Below are 26,353 nucleotides of genomic sequence, written 5' to 3' on the forward strand. Positions count from 1 at the left end.
CACTCCTTATTTACACAAAGCATCTGTATTAACAGACGCAATTTTTTTACCCTCTTTATTATATAAATGTGTAGCACATGCCAAACAAGGGTCAAATGAGTGAACAGCTTTTAAAATTTCTAATGGCTTTTCTGGTACTTTTACACGGGTATCAATCATAGTATCTTCATATGCACCATGCTCATTAGCGATAGTTCTTGGGCATGCATTCCATGTTGACGGAACAATACATTGATAGTTTTCTGTACGCCCGTTTTTAATATGAACCCAATGTCCTAATCCACCGCGCGGTGCATCTAATACACCAACGCCTTTGGCTTCTTCTGGCCAAGTTTGCGGATCCCATTTTGTCATATCTGCTACAGCTACATCCCCTGATTTTATATTTTTAATCAATTTATTATAAAAATATCGACTCATAGTTGCCGCCACTTGAGCATCTAGGGCACGACAAGCTGTACGACCTACAGTAGAGCACATCCATACGTGTGCTGGTACGCCAAGAATGTTAGACACCGCTTCAATCTGACGAACAATCATAGATTCTGCCCATGTTGGTTGCGTAATAATACCTTGTTTTACTTTTGTATATACTACAATATATTTTGCTAATGGCCCCACTTCACAGGTCTTGCCTTTAAAAGTTGGTGATTTTATCCAAGAGTATTTCTTAGTTTCATCCAAAAATTCCCATTTTTCTTTAGTCCCTGTTTTAGGTCCTGTAAAGTTTGCTTCTGTAATCCCTTCACTAGGATGCAAAGACTGAGTTCCATCAGGATAATTAAACCATGAATGTTCAATTTCTTCACTTAAAAATTCAGGATTCATTAAATCTTGACCTTCTAATGGTATAAACGTAGCATGGTCTACACCAGCACCAAAGTTTTCTACTACACCATTAGCGCGAGAAACAGCTTTTTTAAAGTAATCACCATTAGAAATACCTGTATATGGTTCATCTGGATATCCGCCATAGGATAAAACGCGTTTTTTGGATAAACCGCCTCCATCAACCATACCAGCTTGTACATATATTTTACCGATTGCTAACACATCTGGTAAATAAAAATTATCTACTAAATTTCTCGTTAAAGAAATAGATTTATCTACTTCTGCCAATCGTTGTGTGTTAACTGGCGCATTCATATCATTCATAGAAATAGCACAAGGCATACCGCCTACAATATAATGAGGATGCGGATTTTTACCACCAAATATAACATGCGGTGTCACGATATTACGCTGTTGATCTAAAATATTTAAATAATGAGATATGGCCATCAAATGAACTTCTGGTGGCAACAATTTATAATCAGGATGATCCCACCACTGAGCAGAAAAAATTCCTAATTGACCACTATCAACAATTTTTTTAATCTTGTTTTGAATGGCCGAGAAATACTGTGTAGATCCCTTAGGATAGTCTTTTGAATATGCTGATGTATCATCTTGATACTCTTTAGGCTCCAATCCTGATACATTATACGTAGCTAATATATTCTCTTGCAATTGTGCTGTTTTACTAGGATCGGCAGCCAACGCTTCTATAGGGCTCACCCAATCTAATGCATGTAAATGATAAAAATGGACAATATGGTCATGCACATCTAGGGCACTGTGCATAATATTCCTAATATAATTGGCGTTTTTAGGGATTTGAATGCCTAACGCATCTTCTACTGCTCGAAGTGCAGCCAATGCATGGGTAGATGTACAAACTCCACAAATTCTCTGCACAAACGCCCATAAATCACGAGGATCTCGATTTTTAGCCACTAATTCGATACCACGCCAAGCTGTACCACTAGATAATGCGTCAGTCACTTTACCTGTGGTTTCATCTACATTAATTTCTACTCTCAAATGCCCTTCAATACGAGAAATTGGGTCTACTACAACACGCTTCATTAATCATTTCCTCCATCATGATGGTTATTTTTATTCATCGTTTCATTCCATAAGCCAGCTTCTTTTAAACGTTTTTCTTCTTTTAAATCTTCATATTTATTTTTAGCTAATGTTAATGCGCCATGTGCTACAACAGCCCCAGTTGCTGCAAATCCAGCAATAGTACCTACCGTATCCGCATTAGTAATTGTATTGGCCATTGGAATATCTGGTAATCGTTTATAAAAATTATCATTATCCCAAAAATCTTTTTCAGAACAACCAATACAACCATGTCCCGATTGAATAGGATAAGAAAGTCCGTTCCACCACCGTAAATTACCACAAGAATTATAAGTTTCTGGGCCTCGGCAGCCTACTTTATATAAACACCAACCCGCTTTTGATGCATCATCATCAAATTTTTCCACAAATAATCCCGAATCAAAAAAGGCGCGACGATAACATGTATCGTGAATACGATTACCATAGAATTGTTTTGGTCTTCCTTGAATATCTAACGGTGGAATCTCACCAAATAATGCATAATGCATAATAACGCCTGTCATGACTTCTGGAATTGGAGGGCAACCTGGCACTTTAATAATAGGTACACCAGAAACAACAGATGATACTGATACAGTATTAGTTGGATTTGGTTTAGCTGCTTGAATCCCGCCCCATGCAGCACAAGAGCCATATTCGATAATAGCAGAGGCCCCTGCTGCACATTCTTTAAGAACTTCTACAAATGGTCGTCCTCCTACAGAACAGTACACGCCATTTTCATCAAGAGGCACACCGCCTTCAACTGCTAGTATATATTTACCAGATTTATTAGCAACAATCTCTTTTAAATGATGTTCTAATGGTTCACCAGAAGCGGCAGCCAATGTATCATCATATTCTAAGGCAATCATATTTAAAATAACATCAGAAGCAAATGGAGATGTAGAACGAATAAATGATTCATCACAACCTGTACATTCATGGCCATGTAACCAAACCACTGTCGGTAATTCTTTAGTTTCTGCTGCCTTAACAACAGTATCTAACATGGTTGGTGGCAAACCTAATACAGCCGTCAACGCTACACAGGACTTAACAAATGTGCGTCGACTTAATTTACGCTCTTGAAAGAGTGTCCATAAGCTATTCATACGTTCTTTCACTGGAGTTATCCCCCTTATTAGTAATCTTACACTTTGCATTTATAAAATATATAATCAATAACATGGATACATATCACAAAAATATTCCATAATCATAGTATACCATGTGCATCTATAAATTTCTAGAAAAATAATTTGATAATATAAGGTTTTACATCTATTTTATCGTGAATAAATATATGTCAGTTATAAAAAAAATTTACCCTTAGTTTATAAAATCAAACATATCAATTTATTAAAAATAACCGTATAAAAGCCAAATTAATTTGAACTTTTATACGGCATGTATTTTGTATGTCATACAATGTAATACATCTTCTAATGAGATTAGACTATCCTAGATATAAGTAATAGTTACCTATTCTTACAACTGATCAATAAATTTCTATACATAAACACATCATTCTATCTCACTTATGATGTACCAATGTTATCCTTTTAATTCGTGAATTAATTCTTCTAATACAGAAGCTTTCTTATATCCTGCTATACGATCCAGTTCTTTTCCCTCTTTAAATAGTAGTATCGTAGGAATTCCTTCCACGTCATACGTTAAGCATAATTCCTTAACAAGGTCTGCATTAACACTAAAAAATGTAGCTTCTTTATCCAAATCGATTGCTACTTGTTCTAATACAGGGCCCATTACTTTACAAGGAGCACACCATTCAGCCCAAAAACATACTACAGATAAGCCATTTTGCAACAATACTTTTTGATTAAATTCTTCTACACTAGTGATTTCAATGAAAGCCATCATGCACACTCCTTATCATTATATTAATGATTATCATATAAGAAAACCGCCCCTAAGAGCGGTTATGGCAAGCAATCAATAAGCCGAGTTCTGTTCTGTTTACACAGTGACGATTATCTTTCTAGACGTATGGTCACCCATACGTTCAAGCGGCACAACCCGAAAGGTCGGCGGGCCACCTCAACCCTTTTCTATTAGGCCTTGCTCCAGATGGGGTTTACCAAGCCAAACTTGTTACCAAGTTGCTGGTGCGCTCTTACCGCACCGTTCCACCCTTACCATACACTTATGGCGGTCTTCTTTTCTATGGCACTTTCCCTAAGGTTACCCTCGCCAGACGTTATCTGGCATCCTGCCCTATGGAGCTCGGACTTTCCTCGAACTATAATAGCTCGCAATCGTCTTTCATACTTGCTCTATTTAGTCTAGCACAAATACCGATAGAAAAGCAACTGTCCACAAAATAAGATATATATTAGTTTCTGTGGTTAACTCTTAACAAAAAAGAAATCTTGTTGTTCTTCATAGGGCATAATCGAAATAGTGGGATCAATTTCGTGTATATGAGGAGAAATGTAGCTAGCAATGCCTATAGCTACACACTCTTCTGTACCAAAATGGCCTGCATCAACAACAAGGATTCCCAATTCCTTTGCTAGTTGCATATCATGATACTTTACATCACCTGTGATATACGCATCAGCGCCTCTAATAGCTGCTTGTGTAATAAATTCTGCTCCACTACCAGAACAAATAGCGATGCGTTGAATCACGTCTTTTTTTACCCCTCCTGCACGTACTCTTGCTTTTGGTAAGACATGCTGCACATACTGTATAAACTCTTTATAATTCATTGCTATTTCCAAGTCTCCTAGGCGCCCCAAATAATGCACTTCTTCTGGTTCTTTCAAGGGAAATACATCATAAGCAACTTCTTCATAGGGGTGTACTTTTACCATAGCCTGTATCACATTAGAAAGTATCTTTCCCTGTACTAGTGTTTCAATCCGTTCTTCCTCTACTACTTCCATTTGCCCTAATTTTCCAATAAATGGATGCGCGTCTTCAATAGGTGTAAATCGGCCTTCTCCAACACTACTGTATGAACAACCCGCATAATTCCCCATACTACCTGCTCCCGCTATGCCTAACGCCCGTCGTACACATTCACTATGAGATGTAGGGGCATATACAACTAGTTTATATAATGGTGAAGACCCTGTTTTTACGAAACCTAAAGAACCTTTCAAACCTAGTTTACCAGCTAGCATATCATTAAGTCCATCCTTCGCAATGTCTAAATTAGTATGCGCACTATATACAGCTATATTAGATTGAATAAGCGAATATAACAATTTACCGATGGAAGTAGTCTTATCAATATGTTTTAGACCTTTAAAAATAAGAGGATGATGACTAATTATCATATTAATATCATGGTTAATCGCATATGAAACTGCCTCTTCTGTTACATCTAAAGTTGTCAGAATACCTGTAACTGTTTCTCTTCTATCGCCTACCATCAATCCTGGATTATCCCATGACTCTGCTAAGGAAAGTGGCGCCCATGTTTCCATTACTTGAATGACGTCTTCTACAAGTAAACTCATAATAATTCCTCCAGCTCCTTAATACACTGTTGCGTTTTTATAAATTTATTGGTTCGGCGCAATGCAATGGTCATACTTTCTAATACTGATTGATACTGATGAATAAAATTTTCAATGTATTGTCTCCATAAAAGCGGCCTTTCTTCTGCCACTAATGCTCCAACCATCCACAATATAGAGTCTTTAGGTAGATTGGCATATATATCTTTATCCAAACTAGCAGGATCTAATAAATCTTTTTTTATAGCTAGCCATGCTTGATATAGTTTTCCCATATCGTACATAATAATTTCTTTGATAATGCAGTAGCCCTCTTCTACCATATATTGCCGTAATTCTGCTTGACCATTTTGTGGTTGCACTACATAAAAGTCTAATAACTCTGGTGCTTCTCTTATAATATCACGCATTAAAAATCCACCCATGCCACAAATAACGGCACCTGTTAGCTCTCCTACCTTTGTATTTTGTAGACCATTACTTAATCTACATTCAATATATGATGTTAACTGACATGACTCAATATATCGTTTTGCCGTCTCCAATGGTCTTGCATTTACATCAATAGCAATAACCCGACCGGCCTTTTTCTCCTTAATCATGGCTACTGCCAGATAGCCATGATCAGTTCCTACATCGGCAATAACACCTGCTTGTGGAACAATATCTAATATAGCCTGTAATCGCTTCGTTAATTTCACAGTACACCTCTTTATGACTGATACTCTATAGCAAATAGATACATCACATAACTAGTACTTACTTCACACTTATAATAATCGCCATTCTATAAAAGTTCAAGTTCTACTTATATCCTTTTTCTTTCTAGTGGATATAAACAAAGATAGACATCTATATTGAATTAGAGAAAACTAATACCAATATAAATGTCTACTAAACTATCCTATCTTGTATATTATATAGAATGTATCTGGTGGGCCCACCTGGGTTCGAACCAGGGACCGACCGGTTATGAGCCGGTTGCTCTACCACTGAGCTATAGGCCCATGCGATTAATCATCTTCATAATTATACTCAATTTTTCAGTTTATCGTCAAGGATATTTTATAATTTCCTTCAATATTTTTTTGCCTTGTATATCTTCTTGTGCCCATGTCAAAGGTACAACTGTAATCATATCATTTCTGCTATAATATACATCACTATCTTCTTCACTAAAATCTTTAACAACCGTACCAGCAACCCAAAAATAATTACGTCCTCGCGTATCAATACGAGGATCAATAATATTTACATATTTTTGATACCCTTGTGATGCAATTCGAACTCGTGACCAATCATATGGTCCATTATAAGGAATATTAACATTTAATAATCCCTTATAGTCATGTTCTAAAAAAAATTTAGTAATAAACGTTTCTATAAAAGGAAATAAAGTCGATACATGATTTGCATTATACTTTTCAACAGATAATGCTAATGATGGAATGCCATAAAAAAGGCCCTCCATAGCTGCTCCTATAGTCCCAGAGTATATTGCATCAGAGCCTAAATTATATCCATGATTAATACCTGATATAAATAAATCTGGCATATCTTCCATTAAATAGTACGATAAAGCAAATTTAGCACAATCTGTAGGTGTCCCTGTAAGGGAGTAAATCTTTAATGCATCCCTATCTGTAAAAATTTTCTTCATATGTATGGGATTATCAATTGTTAACGCATGTGATTTAGCGCTCTGCTCCATGGCTGGTGCTATAACAGTAACTCGATGACGCTTTGCCAAATAATCTGCCAAGTCTCTCAAGCCTTTTGCCTCTACACCATCATCATTTGTCATTAAAATATGCATATAACCTCCTAAAAAAGAGTCGCCTTTTTATGTATTTACATGATAGCGACTCTTTATATTCTATTTGTTTCCCACATCATTCATGCGCGTTAATTTAATATCTGACATGGATACAGCACGAATATGTTTTGTATGATGCCACTCTGTTTTATGACGTCTAAAGAACCCTAAAATATTAATAATCATCCATGAATATACAAAAATAGGATAAATTAAGTAATATAAATATATCTTAAAGGGCACTTTTATTTGTAATAGAATCAATAATGGAACTACATATTGTGCAATGCCTATGAAAGAAAGCACTGACATTGGCAAAATTTGTTGCCAAAGGCTCGTATAAATAGGTGCTACATATGTATTTACTAGGGATAGCAACAACATAATGGTAGACAACATCATAAAATAAGGTCCACTGACTTGCATGATGCCATCCAGGATTTTAATATTTCGTTGTCGTATACCAGCTATGAATAACTGAGGAATATATCGTCCAGCACAATCAAATTGTCCTTGTGCCCATCGCAATCGCTGATTCCACGATTGCACAAAAGTTAATACCTTTTCATCATAAATAATTGCATCATGAGCCCAACATGTACGAATGCCTCTTGTTAACATTTTCATGGAGTATTCCATATCTTCTGTTAAACTCGTACAACCCCAGCCATACTTTCGTACAATATCAGATCTAAAACACATCCCTGTACCGCCTAATGCAGTAGATAAACCTAATCGATATTTTGCTAAATGCACCATATGATTGACCATCCAAAAAGCGATTGAAAAGCATCCAGAAATCCATGTATCCACTGGATTTTTAGCATTTAAATAACCTTGGATAATATGCTCTCCCTTTTCTAGATGCCAATTCATTTCTTGTAAAAATTTAGGATGCACTAAATTATCAGCATCAAAAATACAAAATGCATCATAGTTAGTGTCCATAGATAATAATCTATCAAACATCCATCCCATGGCATACCCCTTACCTTTAGCCCTCGCATCTGTTCTCTCATATACGATGGCCCCGGCTTGTTCTGCTACTAACTTTGTGTTATCAGTACAATTATCTGCCACTACAAAAATATCAAACAACTCCTTAGGATATTCTTGTAGTTTCAAGTTATCGATAAGTGAAGCAATAACACACGCTTCATTATGCGCACAAATAATAATAGCAAAACGGTTTTTAGGAGCATATATTTTAACTTCTTTATGTTTCCATAAACCTACAAACATTAAAATCAATAGATATATAGTATATATGAAAATAATTATTTGGATAGGAATTAACAATAGATCTAAATAGTAATCCATTTAATTTCCTCCACTCTATTTGAATCTATTGAAAAGTGTATTAAGTATACCAAATAGTGCATACAAAACAAATATCAAAACAGCCCATGCATGCCAATTAAGTATCATTCCAATAATAAATAAAAGTACTACAATTCCTATAGCAATCTTATGCATAACATCTGCACTTTTACCTTTAAAGTCTGGATAATGCACATTGCTCACCATCAAATAGCCTACAACTATCATGGCAATTAGCACAATAACCGGTGATACACTAACTCCACATAAAACATATGTTGCTACCATACATCCTGCTGCTGGAATAGGTAACCCTTGAAAATATCCGTGTACTTCTTCTGTCATAATATTAAATCGTGCTAATCGGAATGCACCACATACGGCAAAGGCCAATAACGGCACATATGATAACCAGCCCATGCCAAACAATTCTTTAGAAAACAACAAAAATGCTGGAGAAACACCAAATCCCACTACATCTGCTAATGAATCTAGCTCACGCCCCAGAGGACCTGCTACACCTAAGGCTCTTGCAATTCTTCCATCTAGAGCATCTGCTAGCAAAGATAATAATACGCAAATAGCCGCCCCTTCATAATATCCCTTAGCGGACATAGTAATTCCTATGACACCAAAGGCCAAATTAGAGCTTGTGGCTATGCACGGAAATATCGATCTATTCATGACTTGGCAACCTCCCAATCACAGTATCTCCTCCAGAAATATGTTGTCCTTTTTTTACCAGTATTTCCACATCCGTAGGCATACATATTTCTGTACACGATCCAAACTTAATCATTCCATATAACTGTCCTTTTTCTAAATGAGATCCTAAGTCTGTCCATGAAATAATTCTTCTAGCTAATAATCCTGCAATTTGAGTAACTAATACTTCTATTTTTCCATTGTCAATACAAATAGTATGACGTTCATTCTCAAATCCTACTTCTTTTTTATAGGCAGGTAAAAATCCGCCACATGTATATTGTCTAAAAGTAATTTCTCCTTCAATTGGTGCTCGATTAACATGAACATCAAATACAGAAAGAAATATAGTCACTTTTTTTACTTTTCTGTTAAGGAATAAATCCTCATAAACTTCAGAAATATCCATAACTTTGCCATCTGCTGGCGACAAAATAAGATTTTCACCTTTAGGAATCGTACGTTTAGGATTTCTAAAAAAATATAGAAAGAAACATGCTAGCACAAATGGAATGATTGCTAAAAATTTTAATATAGATGAACTAGCTACATTCCATATGATAATCGCCAAAATGAACATAGCTCCTATCAATACAAATCCATCTTTTACAATACGCCCTGTTGGCATAGTGTATCTCCCTCCTAGTTTTTATTAGTTTTTACAGCAAACATAAACTTAGGTAACGCAACCATGCGAGTAATTCGTTTTGGTTCTAGATACAATCGATATAACCACTCTAATCGGTGACGTTGCATCCATTGAGGTGCTCTAGGTATATTGCCTGCCAATACATCAAAAGAACCTCCAACTCCCATAGCTACTACGCCATCAAGCTGTGATAACCGTTGAGCAATCCATTTCTCTTGCTTTGGCACACCTAAAGCAACAAAAATCAATTTAGCTCCCCCATCTTGAATCGTCTTGATAATAGTTTTTTCTTCATCAGCATTAAAAAAGCCGGAATGTATGCCCACTATATTGAGTGGTCCCACTTCCCGCTGTAAATTATCTACTGCTTGTTGAGCAACACCATCAGCAGCGCCTAGGCAATAAATAGGTGTATTTTTAGTGGCTGCCATTTTAAATAACCGACGAGTCAAATCAATCCCCGTTACACGTTCCGGAAAATGTTCTCCTTTTTGTTCAGCTGCCCATAATACACCTGCACCATCTGGCACCACTAAACTCGCCTGATTTAATATATTCTTTAATTCTTCATCTTCTCTAGCTAACATTACCATTTCAGCATTTGCCGTGGCTACAATATGTAGCCCCGGCTGCTTCATGAATCCATAAATCCGTTCTACAGATTCATCCATGGTAACTGCATCAATAGGTATAGATAATACCTTTAATTGATTACGCAAATTCTCACACCTCATATATTAGCAACTATAATTAGGCGCTTCCACTGTAATATTAACATCATGTGGATGACTTTCTTTAAGCCCTGCTGCTGTAATTTGAATAAATTGTGTATTTTCAATCATTTCTTCTATTGTATGGCATCCACAATATCCCATGCTAGCACGCAATCCACCAACCATTTGGAATATAGTATCTGCTAGTGTGCCTTTATAAGGAACACGTCCTTCAATACCTTCTGGTACCAATTTCTTGGCTTCTGATTGAAAATAACGATCTTTACTGCCTAACTTCATAGCTCCTAAACTACCCATGCCACGATATACTTTATAACTACGTCCCTGATAGATAACAGTTTCTCCTGGACTTTCTTCAGTACCAGCTAGAATATTCCCCATCATAACGCAATTAGCACCCGCAGCAATCGCTTTAGCAATATCACCAGAATATTTAATGCCCCCATCAGCAATAATTGGTACCCCATAACGTCTACCAATTTTAGCTGCTTCATATACAGCAGTAATTTGTGGTACACCAATTCCCGCAATAATCCGTGTCGTGCAAATAGAACCAGGTCCAATACCGACCTTAACAGCATCTGCTCCTGCTTCAATTAAAGCTTCCGTACCTGATGCTGTTGCCACATTACCTGCAATAACAGGCATATGTGGATACGCCGCCTTTATATCCTTCAATGTACGTAACACACCTGCTGAATGTCCATGTGCTGTATCTACAATAATCACATCCACATTAGCAGCCACCAATGCATCCATGCGATCATATAAATCTTTACTAACACCCACCGCTGCACCAACTAATAATCGACCATCACTATCTTTTGCTGAGTTAGGATATTTAATAGCCTTTTCAATATCTTTAATTGTAATTAAGTCCTTCAACATACCTTGACTATCAACAAGAGGTAGTTTTTCAATTCGATGCTGTCTTAATAAATCTTTAGCCGTTTCTAATGATGTTCCCACAGGTGCTGTTACTAAATGTTCTCTAGTCATGCAATCGCCAATCGTCTTGGATAGATCACTTTCAAATCTCATATCACGATTGGTAATAATGCCTACTAATTTGCCATGTTCTGTAATAGGAATGCCAGAAATAGCATATTTGCTCATCAGATTTTCTGCTTCTGAAAGCAAATTTTGAGGACTTAAATAAATAGGATCAACAATAATACCATGCTCAGATCGTTTTACTTTATCTACTTCACCAGCTTGTTCTTCAATGGTCATATTTTTATGAATAACGCCTAATCCACCTTGTCTAGCCATGGCAATAGCCATCTTTGACTCTGTAACCGTATCCATGCCAGAACTAATCATAGGAATATTCAAATGAATAGTTTCTGTCAATTGTGTTCCTAATTCTACCTCATGAGGTAATACATCAGATGCAGCTGGTACTAATAACACATCATCAAAAGTAAGTCCTCGTAAACCGAATTTATCATCTCTCATGGTATATATCCTTTCTAAGCAGTAGCGTACTAAAGTATATTAACCATCACAAACCTACTATATGTATTGCTAATATAATACAATCTGTTCTAGTATGTCGTTTTATCGTTCGGAACGAAGAACGCCACCTTCCATAAATTCATCTGCCTTTAAATCAACAAACATGACTTTTACCGCTTCCATAGGCACACCGATAATATCAACTGTAGCTTTTGTAATTGCACTAGCTAATTCTTTTTTCTGTTCTTTTGTACGACCTTCAACAAGCTCTACATGAATCATTGGCATAATCATTACCTCCATCATAAAACCGAAATAGTGAATTTCTATTACTTAATTATACGTCATAATGCCTCTATATGACAACACTATAATGCCTCTATATGACAACACTATAATACCTATATATGAGAACACTCTAGTAAAAGTTACCCTCTTTCATTTTAGAATCGTACACCATTTAGAAAATTAAATGGCAGCATATCTTCTCTTAAGATTGTCACTTCTTATTCAAACAAAACAAAGTAGATTAGATTCTATGACTACTATGGCCACATAGATTATATCTACATCATCATTAATTTGAGCATTGAGTATGAAAGAATGCATCGTAAATTCAATTATTATTGACAACTTATCACGAAGCATAGGTAAATAGATATGAAATTATGCTGTATATAACAAAAAATACTATTCCTATCAACTATAGAGAATGCGTAAAAATTTACTACCAAATCGTTCTTTCAATTCATCGTCTACATAAGTGCGTAACGATTCTATACCAACAGATTTTATATAATCATCTACATCATGTCGTGCTTCTATTAAGATATCTATATCCTTAATGATATGAGCAATCCGCAAATCTGGTAGTCCAGATTGTGCTAATCCAAATAATTGACCAGACCCACGCAATAGTAAGTCTTGCTCAGCTAATTCAAATCCATCTTGGATATGTGTCATTAACTGTAATCGTTCTTGTGCCGTTTCACTAGTAGAATCGCTCACTAATATACAATAGGATTGAGTAATACCACGTCCTACACGCCCTCTTAATTGATGCAATTGTGCCAACCCAAATCGTTCTGCCCCTTCAATACAAATAACTGTTGCATTAGGCACATTAACACCCACCTCAATAACAGTAGTGGATACTAATAATTGAATAGCACCGCTCTTAAATTGGCTCATAATAGTTTCTTTTTCACTAGCAGGCATACGTCCATGTACTAAGCCTACAGCTATGGAATCGCCAAAATATTCGATAAGTTCTAAATATAGATTTTCAGCTGCCTGTAAATCAAGTTTTTCCGACTCCTCCACTAAAGGACAAACTATATAAATTTGATGACCTAATGACATTTCTTTACGAAAAAATGCTAATAATCGCTTTTTATACGATGAATTAACTTTATATGTCAATACTGGTTTACGGCCTGGAGGCATTTCTTTAATTAAGCTCACATCTAAATCACCATATATCGATAAAGTCATCGTCCTAGGAATCGGAGTAGCACTCATAATTAAAACATGTGGATATCGCCCTTTTCTTTGCAGTAGTGCTCGTTGTTCCACCCCAAATCGATGCTGTTCATCCACAATACCTATGCCCAATGACTTAAACTTTACTGTTTCCTGTATAACTGCATGGGTACCAATAAGAATATCAATCGTTCCTTCTGAAACTTGTTCATACAAGTATTCTCGTTCTTTACCTTTTAGAGCCCCCGTTAATAGGGCAATTCTAACTGGTAACTTTTTACACATACTAGAAATACTATCAAAATGTTGTTGTGCTAAAATTTCTGTAGGTGCCATTAAGCATCCTTGATAACCATTTTCTACAGCCTTTAATAAAGCTAATACGGCCACAACGGTTTTTCCAGATCCCACATCGCCTTGTACCAACCGTTGCATTGGCTTATCACTTTGCATATCAGAAGAGATATCCTGTATAACACGTAGTTGGTCATTCGTTAAACGAAATGGTAAATTATTTCTAAACTGCTCCATTAAAATACCATCATTAGCCATTGACAATCCCTCATGCACTTGTTGTTTATATCGTAATAAGGCTAATCCAGATTGCATAATAAATAATTCTTCATAGGCTAATTGTTTTCTAGCTAGTTCATATGCTTCTACTGATGAGGGAAAATGTATTTCTTTCAATGCTTCATATCTCGGAAGAAATTTTCTGCTATTGCGTATACTCATAGGGATAATTTCAGTAAGCTGGCTGTGACTAGAGAACCATTCATGTATAGTATGTCTAATAATGAATTGGCTAACACCTTCCACTAGTGGATATATGGGGATTATGCCGAGTTCAGGTGTAACACCTTTGCGTAATTGTTCTATATGTGGCGAATTAATTTGCCAACAACCATATCCCTTTTCTACCTTGCCGTAACCGCATAGGAGATCGCCTTTTTTATAAAAATTTTTCTTATAGCCTTGATTAAATAAAACAAATCTAACAGTACCAGTCCCATCAGACACAATTATTTCTAAAATAGATAATCGCGGACGTGGTTTCTTTTCTTGAACTGCTATTACCTTACCTACTATAGTCGCTAAATCGCCACTAACTAGTTGATTTATCGAATATATTTTACTTCTATCTTCATAGGCTCTAGGAAAATAATTCAATAGTTGTGTAACAGAATGAATACCTAATTGATGTAATTGTTTTTCCCTTTTAGGCCCAACACCTTTTATGGACTGTAATAACTCATTCATAGGATTCTCCTAAAAAATATGATATACTATACGATATGAATATAGTTAGTATAACAAAAATATAGATATTGAACAAAATATAAAAGTTCTTGCTTTATGATAGCCTTTATGATAGAATAATTTTGTTATGTTGTAAATTATGCTTGGAGGTGTAACTAATGGCTAACCTTTGTGAAGTATGTGGCAAATCCACATCTAGCGGTATGAACGTAAGTCACTCTCATATCCGTACACGCAAAACTTGGAAACCAAACATCCAAAGAGTACGAGCAATTGTAGACGGCGAAACTAAAAAAGTAAACGTATGTACTCGTTGTCTTCGTTCTAATAAAATTACACGCGCGTAAAATTAGTAACAAGTACATGTACTCTAAAAAAAGCTTCTCTTAGGAGAAGCTTTTTTTATTTCATAAAATGCCACTGATGAGACAAAACATATTATTTTTTAACCAATATAATTAGAAAACACCTAAATCTATCCAGGTTTTAGAGTTATAGGACAAAACGTGTTGTTTTGAAGTCCGATGGAACTAAAAATGTCTAGGTCCATCGGCATTTTATCTTTTTAGTGAACTTTAAAAGGTGGAGAAAATGTGATTTAAAAAGCTGAAACGCCATTAGATTTACTGTCTTAAATAAAGTTTGTCTTTCTAGTAATCTATTTTTTAGCACTCATAAAATGATACCTCTCCCCATTACTATAGCAAGTCATCCTTTTCATTAATCTCTAGATTCATTAGTTTTATTTCTATCAATAATTTGCATCACCATAGCAGCTGTTTCTTCAATAGATTTATTAGATACATCCAAAACAGGACAATGGACACGACGCATAACCGCCTTAGCATAAGCTAATTCTTCCTCAATTCTTTCCACTGAAGCATAATTAGCCTCTCCTTCTAAGCCAATAGCCTTTAACCGCTCACTACGAATATTGTTCAATTTAAATGGATCAATAATAAGCCCCACAATCTTTTTGGGTGGAATTCTAAACAACTCATCGGGCAACGGCACTTCTGGCACCAATGGCAAATTTGCAGCTTTATATTTTTTATATGCTAAATACATAGACAATGGGGTCTTACTAGTTCTTGATACCCCAATAATTACAATATCCGCCTTTTCAAAGCCACTTGGGTTTTTACCATCATCATATTTAACAGCAAATTCAATAGCTTCTACCTTCTTAAAATACTCTTGATCCAGTTTATGAACCATCCCCGCCGTTAAGCGTGGCTTTGTTTCTGCAATCGTTCCTACTGCTCTCAAGACAGGGCCCATAATGTCTACAGTTTCTAGCCCTAGTTTTTCAGCTTTATCATGTAAATAATTTCGTAAACTAACCGATACAATCGTATGGCAAATTACACATTCATTACCTTGTGCCTCTTGTAAGACCGCATCAATTTGTTCTTCTCCACTAATATACGGTACTCGTATAATATCTAACTGTTCTTTATCATATTGACTTGCCGTAGCTCTTGCTACAGCTTCAGCCGTTTCGCCAATTGAATCTGAAATAGCATAAATTATTTTTCCTGCCATAAAGCACCTCCACTTGAATCGTCTTGTATCTATCATATGCACATTATATAGCATTAATAGGGCACACTACATTCCAAATACAATTTAGTAATATTAGTTTTAGATATGCGACCAATCACTCTATACTTCTTTTTATTGCCTTCCATTTCTTTTTCTACCACTGGTAAGCAATCTACTTCATAGTCTATCAATTTTTGTGCTGCTTCCACTACTGTATCAGTTGGCGATACCACTATAATTTTACTAACTGGTGTCATAATCATAGAAACGGGAACCGTTGTTTGATTATTCTGTCCTATAGAAGCACGTAATAAATCTTTTCTCGATACAATGCCAATTAAATACCCATCTTCACAAACTAGTAATGTACCTACATCTTCTGTAAAAATAGTAACAATAGTATCATATAAACTCATATCTTGTGAAACCACTACCGCTTGAGAAAGTACATCTCTCACCTTATATTTACTTAATGCATCTACCAATAAGTTATTTTGAGATTTTCCTACAAAATAATAGCCTACTTTTGGTCTAGCATCTAGCATACCAATCATAGTAAGAACAGATAAATCAGAACGTAATGCTGATCTAGTTACGTCTAACTTTTTAGCAATAGCATTTCCCGTAATAGGCCCTTCATCACGAACAATATCTAATATTTTTTCTTGGCGCTTTGATAACTCCATATGACACCTCCTCACTATAAAATCTATATTCTATATACAGAAATAATGCGTATTGCAAACACCTACAATACGCACTATTTTATACTATATATGTAGTTACCATGTATAATCTTCAGTTTCTACACGACCACGACCAGTTAAAGAGTCCATCATTAATCTCTGTTCCAATTGAGCTACCATTTTTTTAGTATTTTTTACTGCATCAGGATTAACAGAAATCGAATCAATACCACTCTTAACTAAAAATTCACAGAATTCTGGATATACACTTGGTGCCTGTCCACAAATAGAAACAGTTTTTCCATCTTTGTGTGCCACTTCAATTAAATGACGAATAGCGCGTTTAACTGCCAAATTTCTTTCATCATATACATGCTGAACGATTTCATTGTCCCGATCACATCCAAGAACAAGCATAGTTAAATCATTAGATCCAATAGAATATCCGTCAACATATTTATTGAATTGGTCAGCTAAAATGATATTTGCTGGAATTTCAGCCATTAACCAAATTTTAAAATCAGCACTACGAACTAGTCCCTCTTGCGCCATTAACGTCGTAACCTCTTCTGCTTCTTTAACCGTACGACAAAATGGAATCATAACTTGAAGATTCTTTAATCCAAATTCTTCACGAACCTTTTTAATAGCTTGTAATTCTAATTTAAAAGCTGGCGTATATTTAGGATCATAATAGCGAGAAGCACCTCTCCATCCTAGTAATGCGCTTGATTCATGCGGTTCAAATACATCGCCACCTTTTAAATCTCTATATTCACTAGATTTAAAATCACTTAAACGAACAACAACTTGTCGTGGAGCTAATGCTTGTGCTACCTTTCTCATGCCTTCAGCCAATGTATTGACAGCAAACTCACTTCGCCCTGTCTCAATTAAATGTAGTGGATGTTCATGGATAAATGTAGTCCAAATAAATTCTTCACGCATTAAACCAATACCGTCACAAGGTAATTGGCTATACGTATCAGCTAAATCTGGATCGCCTAAATTCATATAAATTTTAGTACCCGTTACAGGAATATATTCAGCAGTGCTAGCGGTTGCTACTTCTTGTTTTTTAGTAACATCTTCTAAGACACCTTCATAAACAATCCCATTAGTGGAATCAACAGTTATCATTTGTCCATTTTTTATAGATTTTGTGCCTTCTTGGCTACGACTCTTAGTACCTACGATACAAGGTATCCCCAGTTCACGGCCTACGATGGATGCATGACATGTCATACCGCCTGCATCAGTAACAATTGCTTTCGCTTTCTTCATAGCTGGTACCCAATCTGGAGCAGTCATCGTAGTAACTAAAACCTCTCCTTCTTTAAAGTCCGCAATGTCATCTGGATTGATAATAACATGTGCTTTGCCCGCTGCAAGGCCTGGACTAGCAGGTAGTCCTTTAACTAAAATAGTACGATTAGTAGTACTTTCTTGCGTTTCTACTTTCTTTTCCTCTGTTTTTTTGTCAGATTTACGGGACCATACGGTTTCTGGTCGTGCTTGTAGTATCCATAACTTTCCATCCCGTTCATCAATCCCCCATTCCATATCCATATAGCAACCATAATGCTTTTCAATTTGTTTTGCATAATCTGCTAATTGTAAAATCTGTTCATCAGAAATAACCTGTACACGAGCTTCTTTCTCTGGTACAGTTTCCTCAATGCAATCACCATCTGGTTTACGAACAAGACGTATATTTTTATCATTAATAATACGATTGGTAATTTCCATTTTATCTTTATCGACAGTAAAGTTATCTGGTGTAACAGTACCACCAACTACATATTCTCCAAGTCCATAAGATCCTTCAATCGTAATTTGTTTATCATTACCTGTCACTAAATCAACGGTAAACATAACGCCTGCCGCTTTAGAAAATACCATCATTTGTATAGCTGCACTCAAAGCAACGGTCATATGGTCAAATCCTTGTTTAACTCGATAATACGTAGCACGATCAGTAAATGTAGAGGCATAACATTCTTTAACTTTTTGAATGACTACATCTGCCCCATGTACATTTAAATATGTATCTTGTTGCCCTGCAAAACTAGCATCTGGCAAATCTTCTGCAGTAGCACTAGATCGTACAGCAACAAATGGATCATCTTCACCCACTTGCTTTGCCAACTGTTGATAGGCATCACGAATTGCTTTTGCCAAGTCTTCTGGCATTTCTGCTTCACAAATCATCTTGCGAATATGAGCACACACTTCACGTAAAAGTGCAGAATTTTCTACATCATCTAGTCCATCAAGAGCTTCACGAATCTTAGCTTCTACTCCAGTTTCTTTCATAAACTGACGATATCCATATGCAGTGGTAGCAAACCCATATGGAACTGGCACACCTGTAGATGATGTCAATTCACCTAATGAAGATGATTTACCGCCAACTAATGCTACATCTTCACGTTTCAATTCATCAAACCAAAGTACATACGCTGTCTCACGATTCATAATAGAACCTCCCTGATTAATGCTAGATATAACTCGTAATAGAATATCATAATTCTAATTTTATATTTATATAGTATAGCACATTTATTTTCGTGTCAACACTATATATTTCGATCCATATATACTACAGGCCATGTTTATTTCTACCACATGGTACTAATGCACTAATCTGCTCGTTGCATTATAGCACGACGGATTCTTACCCTATCGTTCTATTATCACCACAATAGAGGCCTCTTAAAAAATTGACTACTCTAAAAAGTTTCAAATCACAGTAATAAATTGCAAAACAACTTCATGGCACTCTATAATATTTTTTTACTTCTCCCACTTTCAATATAATTAAATAATGAATCATACCTATAGTACATAAAAAATAATCTCCTCACACCAAAATGAGGAGATTATTTTCAAAAATCTGTATATTATTAAAAATCTATATACTATTATTCATATCCATATACTATAAAGTTATTACTTAAGATTAGTTTTCAAATACAATTTTTATAAATTTTCTCTTACCTACTTGCAAAATCATACCGTCTTCTAATTGGACATTTTCAAGATTACATTTTTCACCATTAATTTTAAAAGCACCCGCCTTAATAGAACGACGAGCTTCTCCATTACTTGCAGTCAATCCTACGTCTGTTAAAAATTGTGGTATAAAAGTAGGTTCTGTCGTTATTGCCATACTATGCTCTGGTATATCCGATGGTAATGCCCGTTTTTGGAATACTGTAACAAATTGTTCTTGTGCCCCATCAGCTGCTTCACTTCCATGATATAAAGATACAATATGATGAGCTAACTTCATTTTTGCATCACGTGGATGGATAGCGCCTGTTTTAATATCCTGGATAAATGCATCTTGCTCATCAATCGAATAGGCCGATACAAATGTAATGTATCGTTCCATCAATTCATCTGGAATTGACATAGCTTTGCCATACATGTCATTAGGTGCTTCAGAAATACCTATGTAGTTACCTAATGATTTACTCATTTTTTGAACGCCATCAAGGCCTTCTAAAATAGGCATAGTAATAATCGTTTGAGGCTCTTGTCCATATTCTTCTTGTAAATGACGTCCCATTAATAGATTAAAAGTTTGATCAGTACCACCAAACTCTACATCCGCCTGTAAAGACACTGAATCATAGCCTTGCATGAGTGGATACATAAATTCATGAACGCCAATAGGTCGCCCCTCTGTATATCGTTTATGAAAATCCTCCCGTTCCAACATACGTGCTACAGTATATTTACCGGCTAATTTCAATACATCTTCGAAACTAAGAGTGCTAAGCCACTCACTATTATAACGTACAATAGTTTTATTGGGATCTAAGATACGAAAGATTTGTTCTTTATAGGTAGCCGCATTACGCTCCACATCCTCAGCACTCAACGGTGGACGAGTTACGCTTTTACCAGTAGGATCACCAATGCGAGCTGTAAAGTCACCAATCAAAATAACAATTTGATGTCCTAAATCTTGAAAGACTTTTAATTTACGAAGTACCACTGTATGACCTAAGTGGATATCTGGTGCAGTTGGATCTAGCCCCAATTTAATAATTAATGGCTTGTTTTCTCGTACGGCAGTTTCTAATTTTTTCTTAAATCCATCTTCTGGAATTAATTCAGACACTCCATGCTTAATAATTCGTAATTGTTCCTCTGCACTAATCATCAATATCCTCCTATATGCTACTCCTAGTAATGTTTTATATTATTATAACATATCGTATTATATCATATTTAAAAAATCGTTTCTGATTTTTTATCTATCCACTATATAGAATATAATTTCTTATACCTAGATAGAAACGTAAAATCATGACTAATACCTATGATTCTGATCTTATCCAATAGCATATTGACTGGCTGAAATGAATACATCATGCTACATACGAAAAAGAATCTATTAAATAAAATAACCCTATGTATGTCAGTTTATCATTCATCAGAAATGAATTTTAAAAATGTGCTATAATATAACTAATTTCTATTATATATTACTGATTTGTACACAAAGAGGTGTCGTATGGCTATAAGAAACTCGTCGCCCCAATCTCGACGACGTGTAACAAAAAAATTACCAATTTCTAAGAAAAAGAAGTCCCCTATTAAGCGATTTATATGGATATTCTCTATCTTATTTATATTAATTATTGCCGGTGCTGGTTGTGGTTTTATTAGTGCCACCATGCAAAGCTTGCCTGATGTAGCTTCTGTACAACCAGCCGCTTCTTCACAAATCTATGATGTACATGGCAATTTAATTACTACTATACATTCTACAGAAAATCGATTACCCGTTAAATTAGCGAATGTACCAAAAAATCTACAAAATGCTTTTGTTGCTACCGAAGATGCTCGTTTTTATAGTCATCATGGCATAGATCCTATTGGCATACTTCGAGCAGTGTGGGTTAATATTGCCCATAGTGGTGTTGCTGAAGGTGGTAGTACAATTACTCAACAGTTGGCACGTAACGCATTCTTAACCCAAGACAGAACATTAAAACGCAAATTGCAAGAAGCATTACTAGCTCTACGCTTAGAGCAACACTATACAAAATCAGAAATCTTAGAAATGTATATGAATCAAATCTATTTTGGTCAAGGTGCATATGGTGTACAAGCTGCCTCTCATGTCTATTTTGGGAAAGACGTACAAGATTTATCATTAGCACAATGCGCAGTCCTTGCAGGACTGCCACAAAGTCCAAATGCCTATTCTCCATTTAATGATTTAGAAGCTTGTAAAAAACGTCAAGCTACTGTATTAGGACAATTAGTAAAATACGATTATCTTGATAGTGCTTCTGCAGAAGAAGCAAAAGAAGCTGATTTAGAATTACGAGAAAAGACAGAACCTGCTCATGCTAAGTCAAATGCATCGTATTTTATTGATTACGTAATTGCTCAAATAGCACAAAAATATGGTGATGATGCCATTTATAAAGAAGGCTTAAAAGTATATACAACAATCGATATGGATGCACAAAATGCAGCGGTAGATGCTATGAATGAGCTTCCTACCTTCTACACAGATAAAAATGGCTTATCCCAACCACAAGGTGCTTTAATTGCTATCAATCCTCATAATGGTTATATCGTAGCTATGGTAGGTGGTCGTGGCAATGACTCATTTAATCGTGCAACACAAGCAGAACGCCAGCCTGGTTCTGCCTTTAAACCATTTGTATATTTAGCAGCCATTCAACAAGGAAAAACACCGGGATCATTCATAGAAGATTCACCTGTTGACTTTAATGGTTGGAAACCTCAAAACTATGAAAAAACCTTTTCAGGAAAAGTAACATTGCGCTACGCCTTACAACACTCTATTAATGTGCCCGCTGTAAAACTAGCTGATGAAGTAGGCATGAGTAAAGTGTTAAAATTAGCTGAAGAAATGGGAATTAGCACATTAGATAAAAAAAGTGATAATAACTTAGCATCAGCACTTGGTGGATTAACACATGGTGTATCCCCTATTGATATGGCTACAGCGTATGGTACGTTAGCAAATGGTGGTGTAAAAGTTAAACCTATTGCTATTACTAAAATCATTGATCGAAATGGCCAAGTCTTAGAAGAGTATACAGTTGATGAAAAACGCGTAGTAGAGGAAAAAGATGCAGCCATTATTACTAATATGCTAGAATCTGTTATTAAAGGTGGTACTGGTGGCGGTGCTTATATTGGTCGTCCTATGGCTGGTAAAACAGGGACAACGGATGACTCTAAAGATGCATGGTTTGTTGGATACACACCAGATATGGTAACGGCCGTGTGGATGGGTGACGACTATGGTGTAGAAACCTTGAATGGGACTACTGGTGGTACTGTACCTGCTCAAATTTGGAAAGAATTCATGACTGTTGCCTTAGAAAATATACCTGCTTCTGATTTTATAGTTCCATCGGGAGCCCGTTCTATTGTCAACGAAGGGCTGTATACACCGCCTGCAAAAGACGCTAAAAAGAAGTCAAAAACAGACAAAGATAAAAAAGATGATGCAGAAACTGCTAACGATACTAATGAAAAGTCTTCCAATACGCCTATGCAATCAGATACAGCAAAGCCTAAAGAATCAACACCTTCGAAAGAATAATCATCATATTTTTCTAAACAAAAATTCACCTTCCTTGATTGTATAATGCGACTTGAACGTCATCATATATACGTTAAGTGATTTTGTAGAATAAATTCGATGATCTTCCCTATAGTGAGTGATGATTGTTACTCCACTGCATAGGCTATCACTACGCTAGAGATATATAAGAAAAGCTCGTATGACAATTGTCATACGAGCTTTTCTTATTCTTCTTTTACTAATCATTCTATGATTGCACCACTTATACAGACTATGCATCATTGTTATTTTATGGCATAAAACTATTTTAAGACCACATTAGTAGCTCCCGCTCCACCTTCATCATATCCAGCAATTTCAAAGTGAGAAACTTGAGGTAATGTGCGTAAATAATTATGAATGCCTTCTCGCAAAGCACCAGTTCCTTTACCATGAATGATACGAACTGACCCAATACCAGCTAATAAAGCTTGATCAATAAATTGCCCCACTTTTACTACGCCTTCATCAACGGTGCACCCTAATAAATTGATTTCCGTTTTAGCTTGTTGTTGACGTAATATAGCGGCATTACTTCTCTTTCTTCCCTGTTTTATCGTGCCTACATTCTGATTTCTTGCTAGTTTCTTAGATTCTTCATCTGTCATAGCATATAAATCCATTACTTTTACTGTTGCTGTTAAGCCATTCACATCTACTGTAGCTCTTTTCCCCTGTATAGATAGAATCGTTCCCAATGCATTTAACGATTTTACATACACCATATGACCTACTATAACTTGATCAATAGGTAACAACTGTCTTTCATCATCACTATTTTCTAGGGGCACTTGGACTTTTGAAACACTCTTACGAGCTGCGGTGATAACATCTTGGCGTTTTTGTTTATCTGTTTCAGAAAATTGACTTTTCAGTTCTTTAATAATTCGTTCACTTTCTATACGAATAGATCGTTTCAAAGATTCTGCTTCTTTTTGCGCCTTAGTTAAAATTATTTTTTTCTTTTCATGTATGGACTGTTTTTCTCGTTCCACCTGTGAGCGTAGTCGCCGTGTTTCCTCTAGTTCTTTTTTTAAAGCTCTCTCTTTTTCTTTTGTTTTCCGTAACTCTTCATTTAATTGAGATAATATAGCATCCATATTACTGGTAGCAAAACTATTTTTAGTTTCTTTAGCATTTGCAATAATTTCCTGAGGAAGTCCTAGCCGAGCAGCAATACTCAAAGCATGACTACTCCCTGCTACTCCAATATGCAGCCGATATGTAGGGCGTAGTGTACGTTCATCAAATTCTACATGTCCATTCTCTACACCTGATGTTTCATAAGCATAATGTTTCAATTCATTATAATGTGTACTCACCATGGTAAGTACATTACGCATACGAAGATACTCAATGATAGCTAGTGCTAAAGAACTCCCCTCTTCTGGGTCAGTTCCCGATCCAACTTCATCAAGTAATACTAAATCTCTACAAGTAATGTGACTCAGAATTTTTTTGATATGTCGCATATGTGCTGAAAAAGTACTCAGACTCGCCACGATACTCTGTTCGTCTCCAATATCGGCATATATATTTTGAAAAACAGGAAGTATAGAGCCAGTCTCTGCAGGAATACATAATCCACATTGGTTCATTAAGCTTAAGAGTCCTAATGTTTTTAGGGCTACCGTTTTACCGCCTGTGTTCGAGCCAGTAATTAATAATATATGATACGTTTTACCCAAAATAATATCAATGGGTACTACTTGTTGCGGTTCAATCAACGGATGTCTTGCTCGCAATAATTTTATTTCATTTTGATCACTTAAAATAGCAGGCGTAGCTTTCATCGATATAGCTAACGAAGCTTTCCCATAAACAAATTCGATATGGCCAATTCTTTCACATGTATCCAATAAAGAATGGCTATCAGATTTTACATAGCCAGATAATTCCGTATAAATACGCAATATTTCTTGTTCTTCATTTAGTAGAGCTTCTTGTAAATCATTATTTAATTCCACCAGCCGCATTGGTTCAATATATAAGGTAGATCCCGTTGCTGATCGGTCATGGACTAAACCTTCTACCATATGACGATATTCTGATTTAACAGGAACAACATAGCGGTTATTTCTCTGTGTTACCAATAGCTCTTGAAAGTATTTTTGATTCTCTTTATTCTGTAATATATTTTGCAGCTCATGCTTTATACGTTCTTTAGTATGTTTAATACTAGCACGCACTTGTGATAATTTAGGAGAGGCTGTATCAAGTAATTCTCCTTTATCATCAAAAGTCCTTCTTAATTTTCCTTCTAATCTATCAAAGTTAGGCATATCTTGAATCCACAGTGCTAACAACGGATATTTTATATAGTTAGCTTTAAAAAATCTATGTACCCGTTTATACGCAAGAATACTAACAAAGATATCTCGGAACATCTCTTTACTTAATACAATATCTTTTTTACTTTTTTTACAAGCTTCACGAATGTCCCTAGTGCCGCCTAAGGGTTGCTCGATTTCACTTTGTAATGATTGAATAGCCTCTACCGTTTCATTTAATGCTTCTTGAATTTTATCTTTATTTTGCATTGCCTTTATATGTAATGCATACTCTTTAGCTAAGGTAGAACTACAATGTGCTTGTAATGCTTGTTTAATGTGAGAAAAATCTAATATATCTTCACTAAACACAA

Annotated in this window: 20 protein-coding genes, 1 tRNA gene and 1 other RNA gene; 2 read left to right on the top strand and 20 right to left on the bottom strand. The window is 35.8% G+C overall.

The genetic code is table 11. From position 1 onward, the window contains the following. Nucleotides 1-6: 6 nt before the first annotated feature. The 15 genes from K357_RS0102160 to recG all read right to left on the bottom strand — a co-directional run bounded on the left by K357_RS0102160 (nucleotide 7) and on the right by recG (nucleotide 14,850). A complete protein-coding gene (locus K357_RS0102160) occupies nucleotides 7-1,908 on the bottom strand; it encodes a nickel-dependent hydrogenase large subunit (RefSeq protein ID WP_028257253.1) in 1,902 nt (633 codons plus the stop codon). Continuing rightward, nucleotides 1,908-3,059 carry a hydrogenase small subunit gene (locus K357_RS0102165; protein WP_028257254.1) on the bottom strand — a complete coding sequence of 384 codons (1,152 nt, stop codon included), beginning with the start codon at nucleotides 3,057-3,059 and terminating at the stop codon, nucleotides 1,908-1,910. Before K357_RS0102165 ends, K357_RS0102160 begins: the two co-directional genes overlap by 1 nt. 430 nt (nucleotides 3,060-3,489) lie before the next feature. Further along, nucleotides 3,490-3,819, bottom strand: a complete 330-nt coding sequence (locus tag K357_RS0102170) for a thioredoxin family protein (protein WP_244869365.1) — start codon at nucleotides 3,817-3,819, stop codon at nucleotides 3,490-3,492. Nucleotides 3,820-3,880: 61 nt separating this feature from the next. Next, nucleotides 3,881-4,230: RNase P RNA component class A (gene rnpB / locus K357_RS09300), an RNA gene on the bottom strand. Nucleotides 4,231-4,304: 74 nt separating this feature from the next. Next, nucleotides 4,305-5,426 (bottom strand): Nif3-like dinuclear metal center hexameric protein, encoded by a 1,122-nt coding sequence (locus K357_RS0102175; RefSeq protein WP_028257256.1) that lies wholly within the window; start codon nucleotides 5,424-5,426, stop codon nucleotides 4,305-4,307. Continuing rightward, on the bottom strand, nucleotides 5,423-6,127 hold the full coding sequence (locus K357_RS0102180) for a tRNA (adenine(22)-N(1))-methyltransferase (RefSeq protein ID WP_051211991.1): 705 nt from the start codon (nucleotides 6,125-6,127) through the stop codon (nucleotides 5,423-5,425). The genes K357_RS0102175 and K357_RS0102180 overlap by 4 nt, the downstream gene beginning before the upstream one ends. A gap of 231 nt (nucleotides 6,128-6,358) precedes the next feature. Continuing rightward, nucleotides 6,359-6,433 (bottom strand) — tRNA-Ile (locus tag K357_RS0102185). 47 nt (nucleotides 6,434-6,480) lie between these two features. Beyond that, complete coding sequence (gene surE, locus K357_RS0102190; protein WP_028257258.1) at nucleotides 6,481-7,242, bottom strand: 5'/3'-nucleotidase SurE; 762 nt, start codon at nucleotides 7,240-7,242, stop codon at nucleotides 6,481-6,483. A gap of 60 nt (nucleotides 7,243-7,302) precedes the next feature. Further along, a complete protein-coding gene (locus tag K357_RS0102195) occupies nucleotides 7,303-8,562 on the bottom strand; it encodes a glycosyltransferase family 2 protein (RefSeq protein ID WP_028257259.1) in 1,260 nt (419 codons plus the stop codon). A 15-nt stretch (nucleotides 8,563-8,577) separates the two neighbouring features. Beyond that, nucleotides 8,578-9,246, bottom strand: a complete 669-nt coding sequence (pssA, locus tag K357_RS0102200; protein ID WP_028257260.1) for a CDP-diacylglycerol--serine O-phosphatidyltransferase — start codon at nucleotides 9,244-9,246, stop codon at nucleotides 8,578-8,580. Beyond that, a complete protein-coding gene (locus K357_RS0102205; RefSeq protein ID WP_028257261.1) occupies nucleotides 9,239-9,895 on the bottom strand; it encodes a phosphatidylserine decarboxylase family protein in 657 nt (218 codons plus the stop codon). The genes pssA and K357_RS0102205 overlap by 8 nt, the downstream gene beginning before the upstream one ends. Nucleotides 9,896-9,909: 14 nt before the next feature. Beyond that, complete coding sequence (locus tag K357_RS0102210) at nucleotides 9,910-10,587, bottom strand: WecB/TagA/CpsF family glycosyltransferase (RefSeq protein WP_081658379.1); 678 nt, start codon at nucleotides 10,585-10,587, stop codon at nucleotides 9,910-9,912. Between the two features lie 66 nt (nucleotides 10,588-10,653). After that, entirely contained in the window at nucleotides 10,654-12,108 is a 1,455-nt protein-coding gene (gene guaB / locus K357_RS0102215) for an IMP dehydrogenase (RefSeq protein WP_028257263.1), read from the bottom strand. Between the two features lie 102 nt (nucleotides 12,109-12,210). Beyond that, nucleotides 12,211-12,396, bottom strand: coding sequence for a 4-oxalocrotonate tautomerase (locus K357_RS0102220; RefSeq protein ID WP_028257264.1), 186 nt, complete (start codon nucleotides 12,394-12,396; stop codon nucleotides 12,211-12,213). 411 nt (nucleotides 12,397-12,807) lie between these two features. Continuing rightward, nucleotides 12,808-14,850, bottom strand: a complete 2,043-nt coding sequence (gene recG, locus K357_RS0102225) for an ATP-dependent DNA helicase RecG (RefSeq protein WP_028257265.1) — start codon at nucleotides 14,848-14,850, stop codon at nucleotides 12,808-12,810. A 158-nt stretch (nucleotides 14,851-15,008) separates the two neighbouring features. Between recG and rpmB the strand changes: the two genes are divergently transcribed. Continuing rightward, the gene (gene rpmB / locus K357_RS0102230; RefSeq protein WP_028257266.1) at nucleotides 15,009-15,197 is read left to right on the top strand and encodes a 50S ribosomal protein L28; all 189 of its coding nucleotides are present in this window, start codon (nucleotides 15,009-15,011) and stop codon (nucleotides 15,195-15,197) included. A gap of 373 nt (nucleotides 15,198-15,570) precedes the next feature. Here rpmB and K357_RS0102235 read toward each other — a convergent pair whose 3' ends face one another. The 4 genes from K357_RS0102235 to tyrS form a co-directional block, all read right to left on the bottom strand. Next, a complete protein-coding gene (locus K357_RS0102235) occupies nucleotides 15,571-16,395 on the bottom strand; it encodes a pyruvate, water dikinase regulatory protein (RefSeq protein ID WP_028257267.1) in 825 nt (274 codons plus the stop codon). Between the two features lie 53 nt (nucleotides 16,396-16,448). Continuing rightward, entirely contained in the window at nucleotides 16,449-17,081 is a 633-nt protein-coding gene (gene ccpN / locus K357_RS0102240) for a transcriptional regulator CcpN (protein WP_028257268.1), read from the bottom strand. Between the two features lie 96 nt (nucleotides 17,082-17,177). After that, entirely contained in the window at nucleotides 17,178-19,559 is a 2,382-nt protein-coding gene (ppsA, locus tag K357_RS0102245; protein WP_028257269.1) for a phosphoenolpyruvate synthase, read from the bottom strand. Nucleotides 19,560-20,043: 484 nt separating this feature from the next. Beyond that, nucleotides 20,044-21,255, bottom strand: a complete 1,212-nt coding sequence (gene tyrS, locus K357_RS0102250; RefSeq protein ID WP_028257270.1) for a tyrosine--tRNA ligase — start codon at nucleotides 21,253-21,255, stop codon at nucleotides 20,044-20,046. Between the two features lie 354 nt (nucleotides 21,256-21,609). Between tyrS and K357_RS0102255 the strand changes: the two genes are divergently transcribed. Next, the gene (locus tag K357_RS0102255; protein ID WP_028257271.1) at nucleotides 21,610-23,688 is read left to right on the top strand and encodes a transglycosylase domain-containing protein; all 2,079 of its coding nucleotides are present in this window, start codon (nucleotides 21,610-21,612) and stop codon (nucleotides 23,686-23,688) included. A 284-nt stretch (nucleotides 23,689-23,972) separates the two neighbouring features. Here K357_RS0102255 and K357_RS0102260 read toward each other — a convergent pair whose 3' ends face one another. After that, nucleotides 23,973-26,351 (bottom strand): endonuclease MutS2, encoded by a 2,379-nt coding sequence (locus tag K357_RS0102260; protein ID WP_028257272.1) that lies wholly within the window; start codon nucleotides 26,349-26,351, stop codon nucleotides 23,973-23,975. Between the last annotated feature and the right edge of the window lie 2 nt (nucleotides 26,352-26,353).

The organism is Veillonella montpellierensis DSM 17217 (assembly GCF_000426745.1).
Lineage (GTDB): Bacteria > Bacillota > Negativicutes > Veillonellales > Veillonellaceae > Veillonella > Veillonella montpellierensis.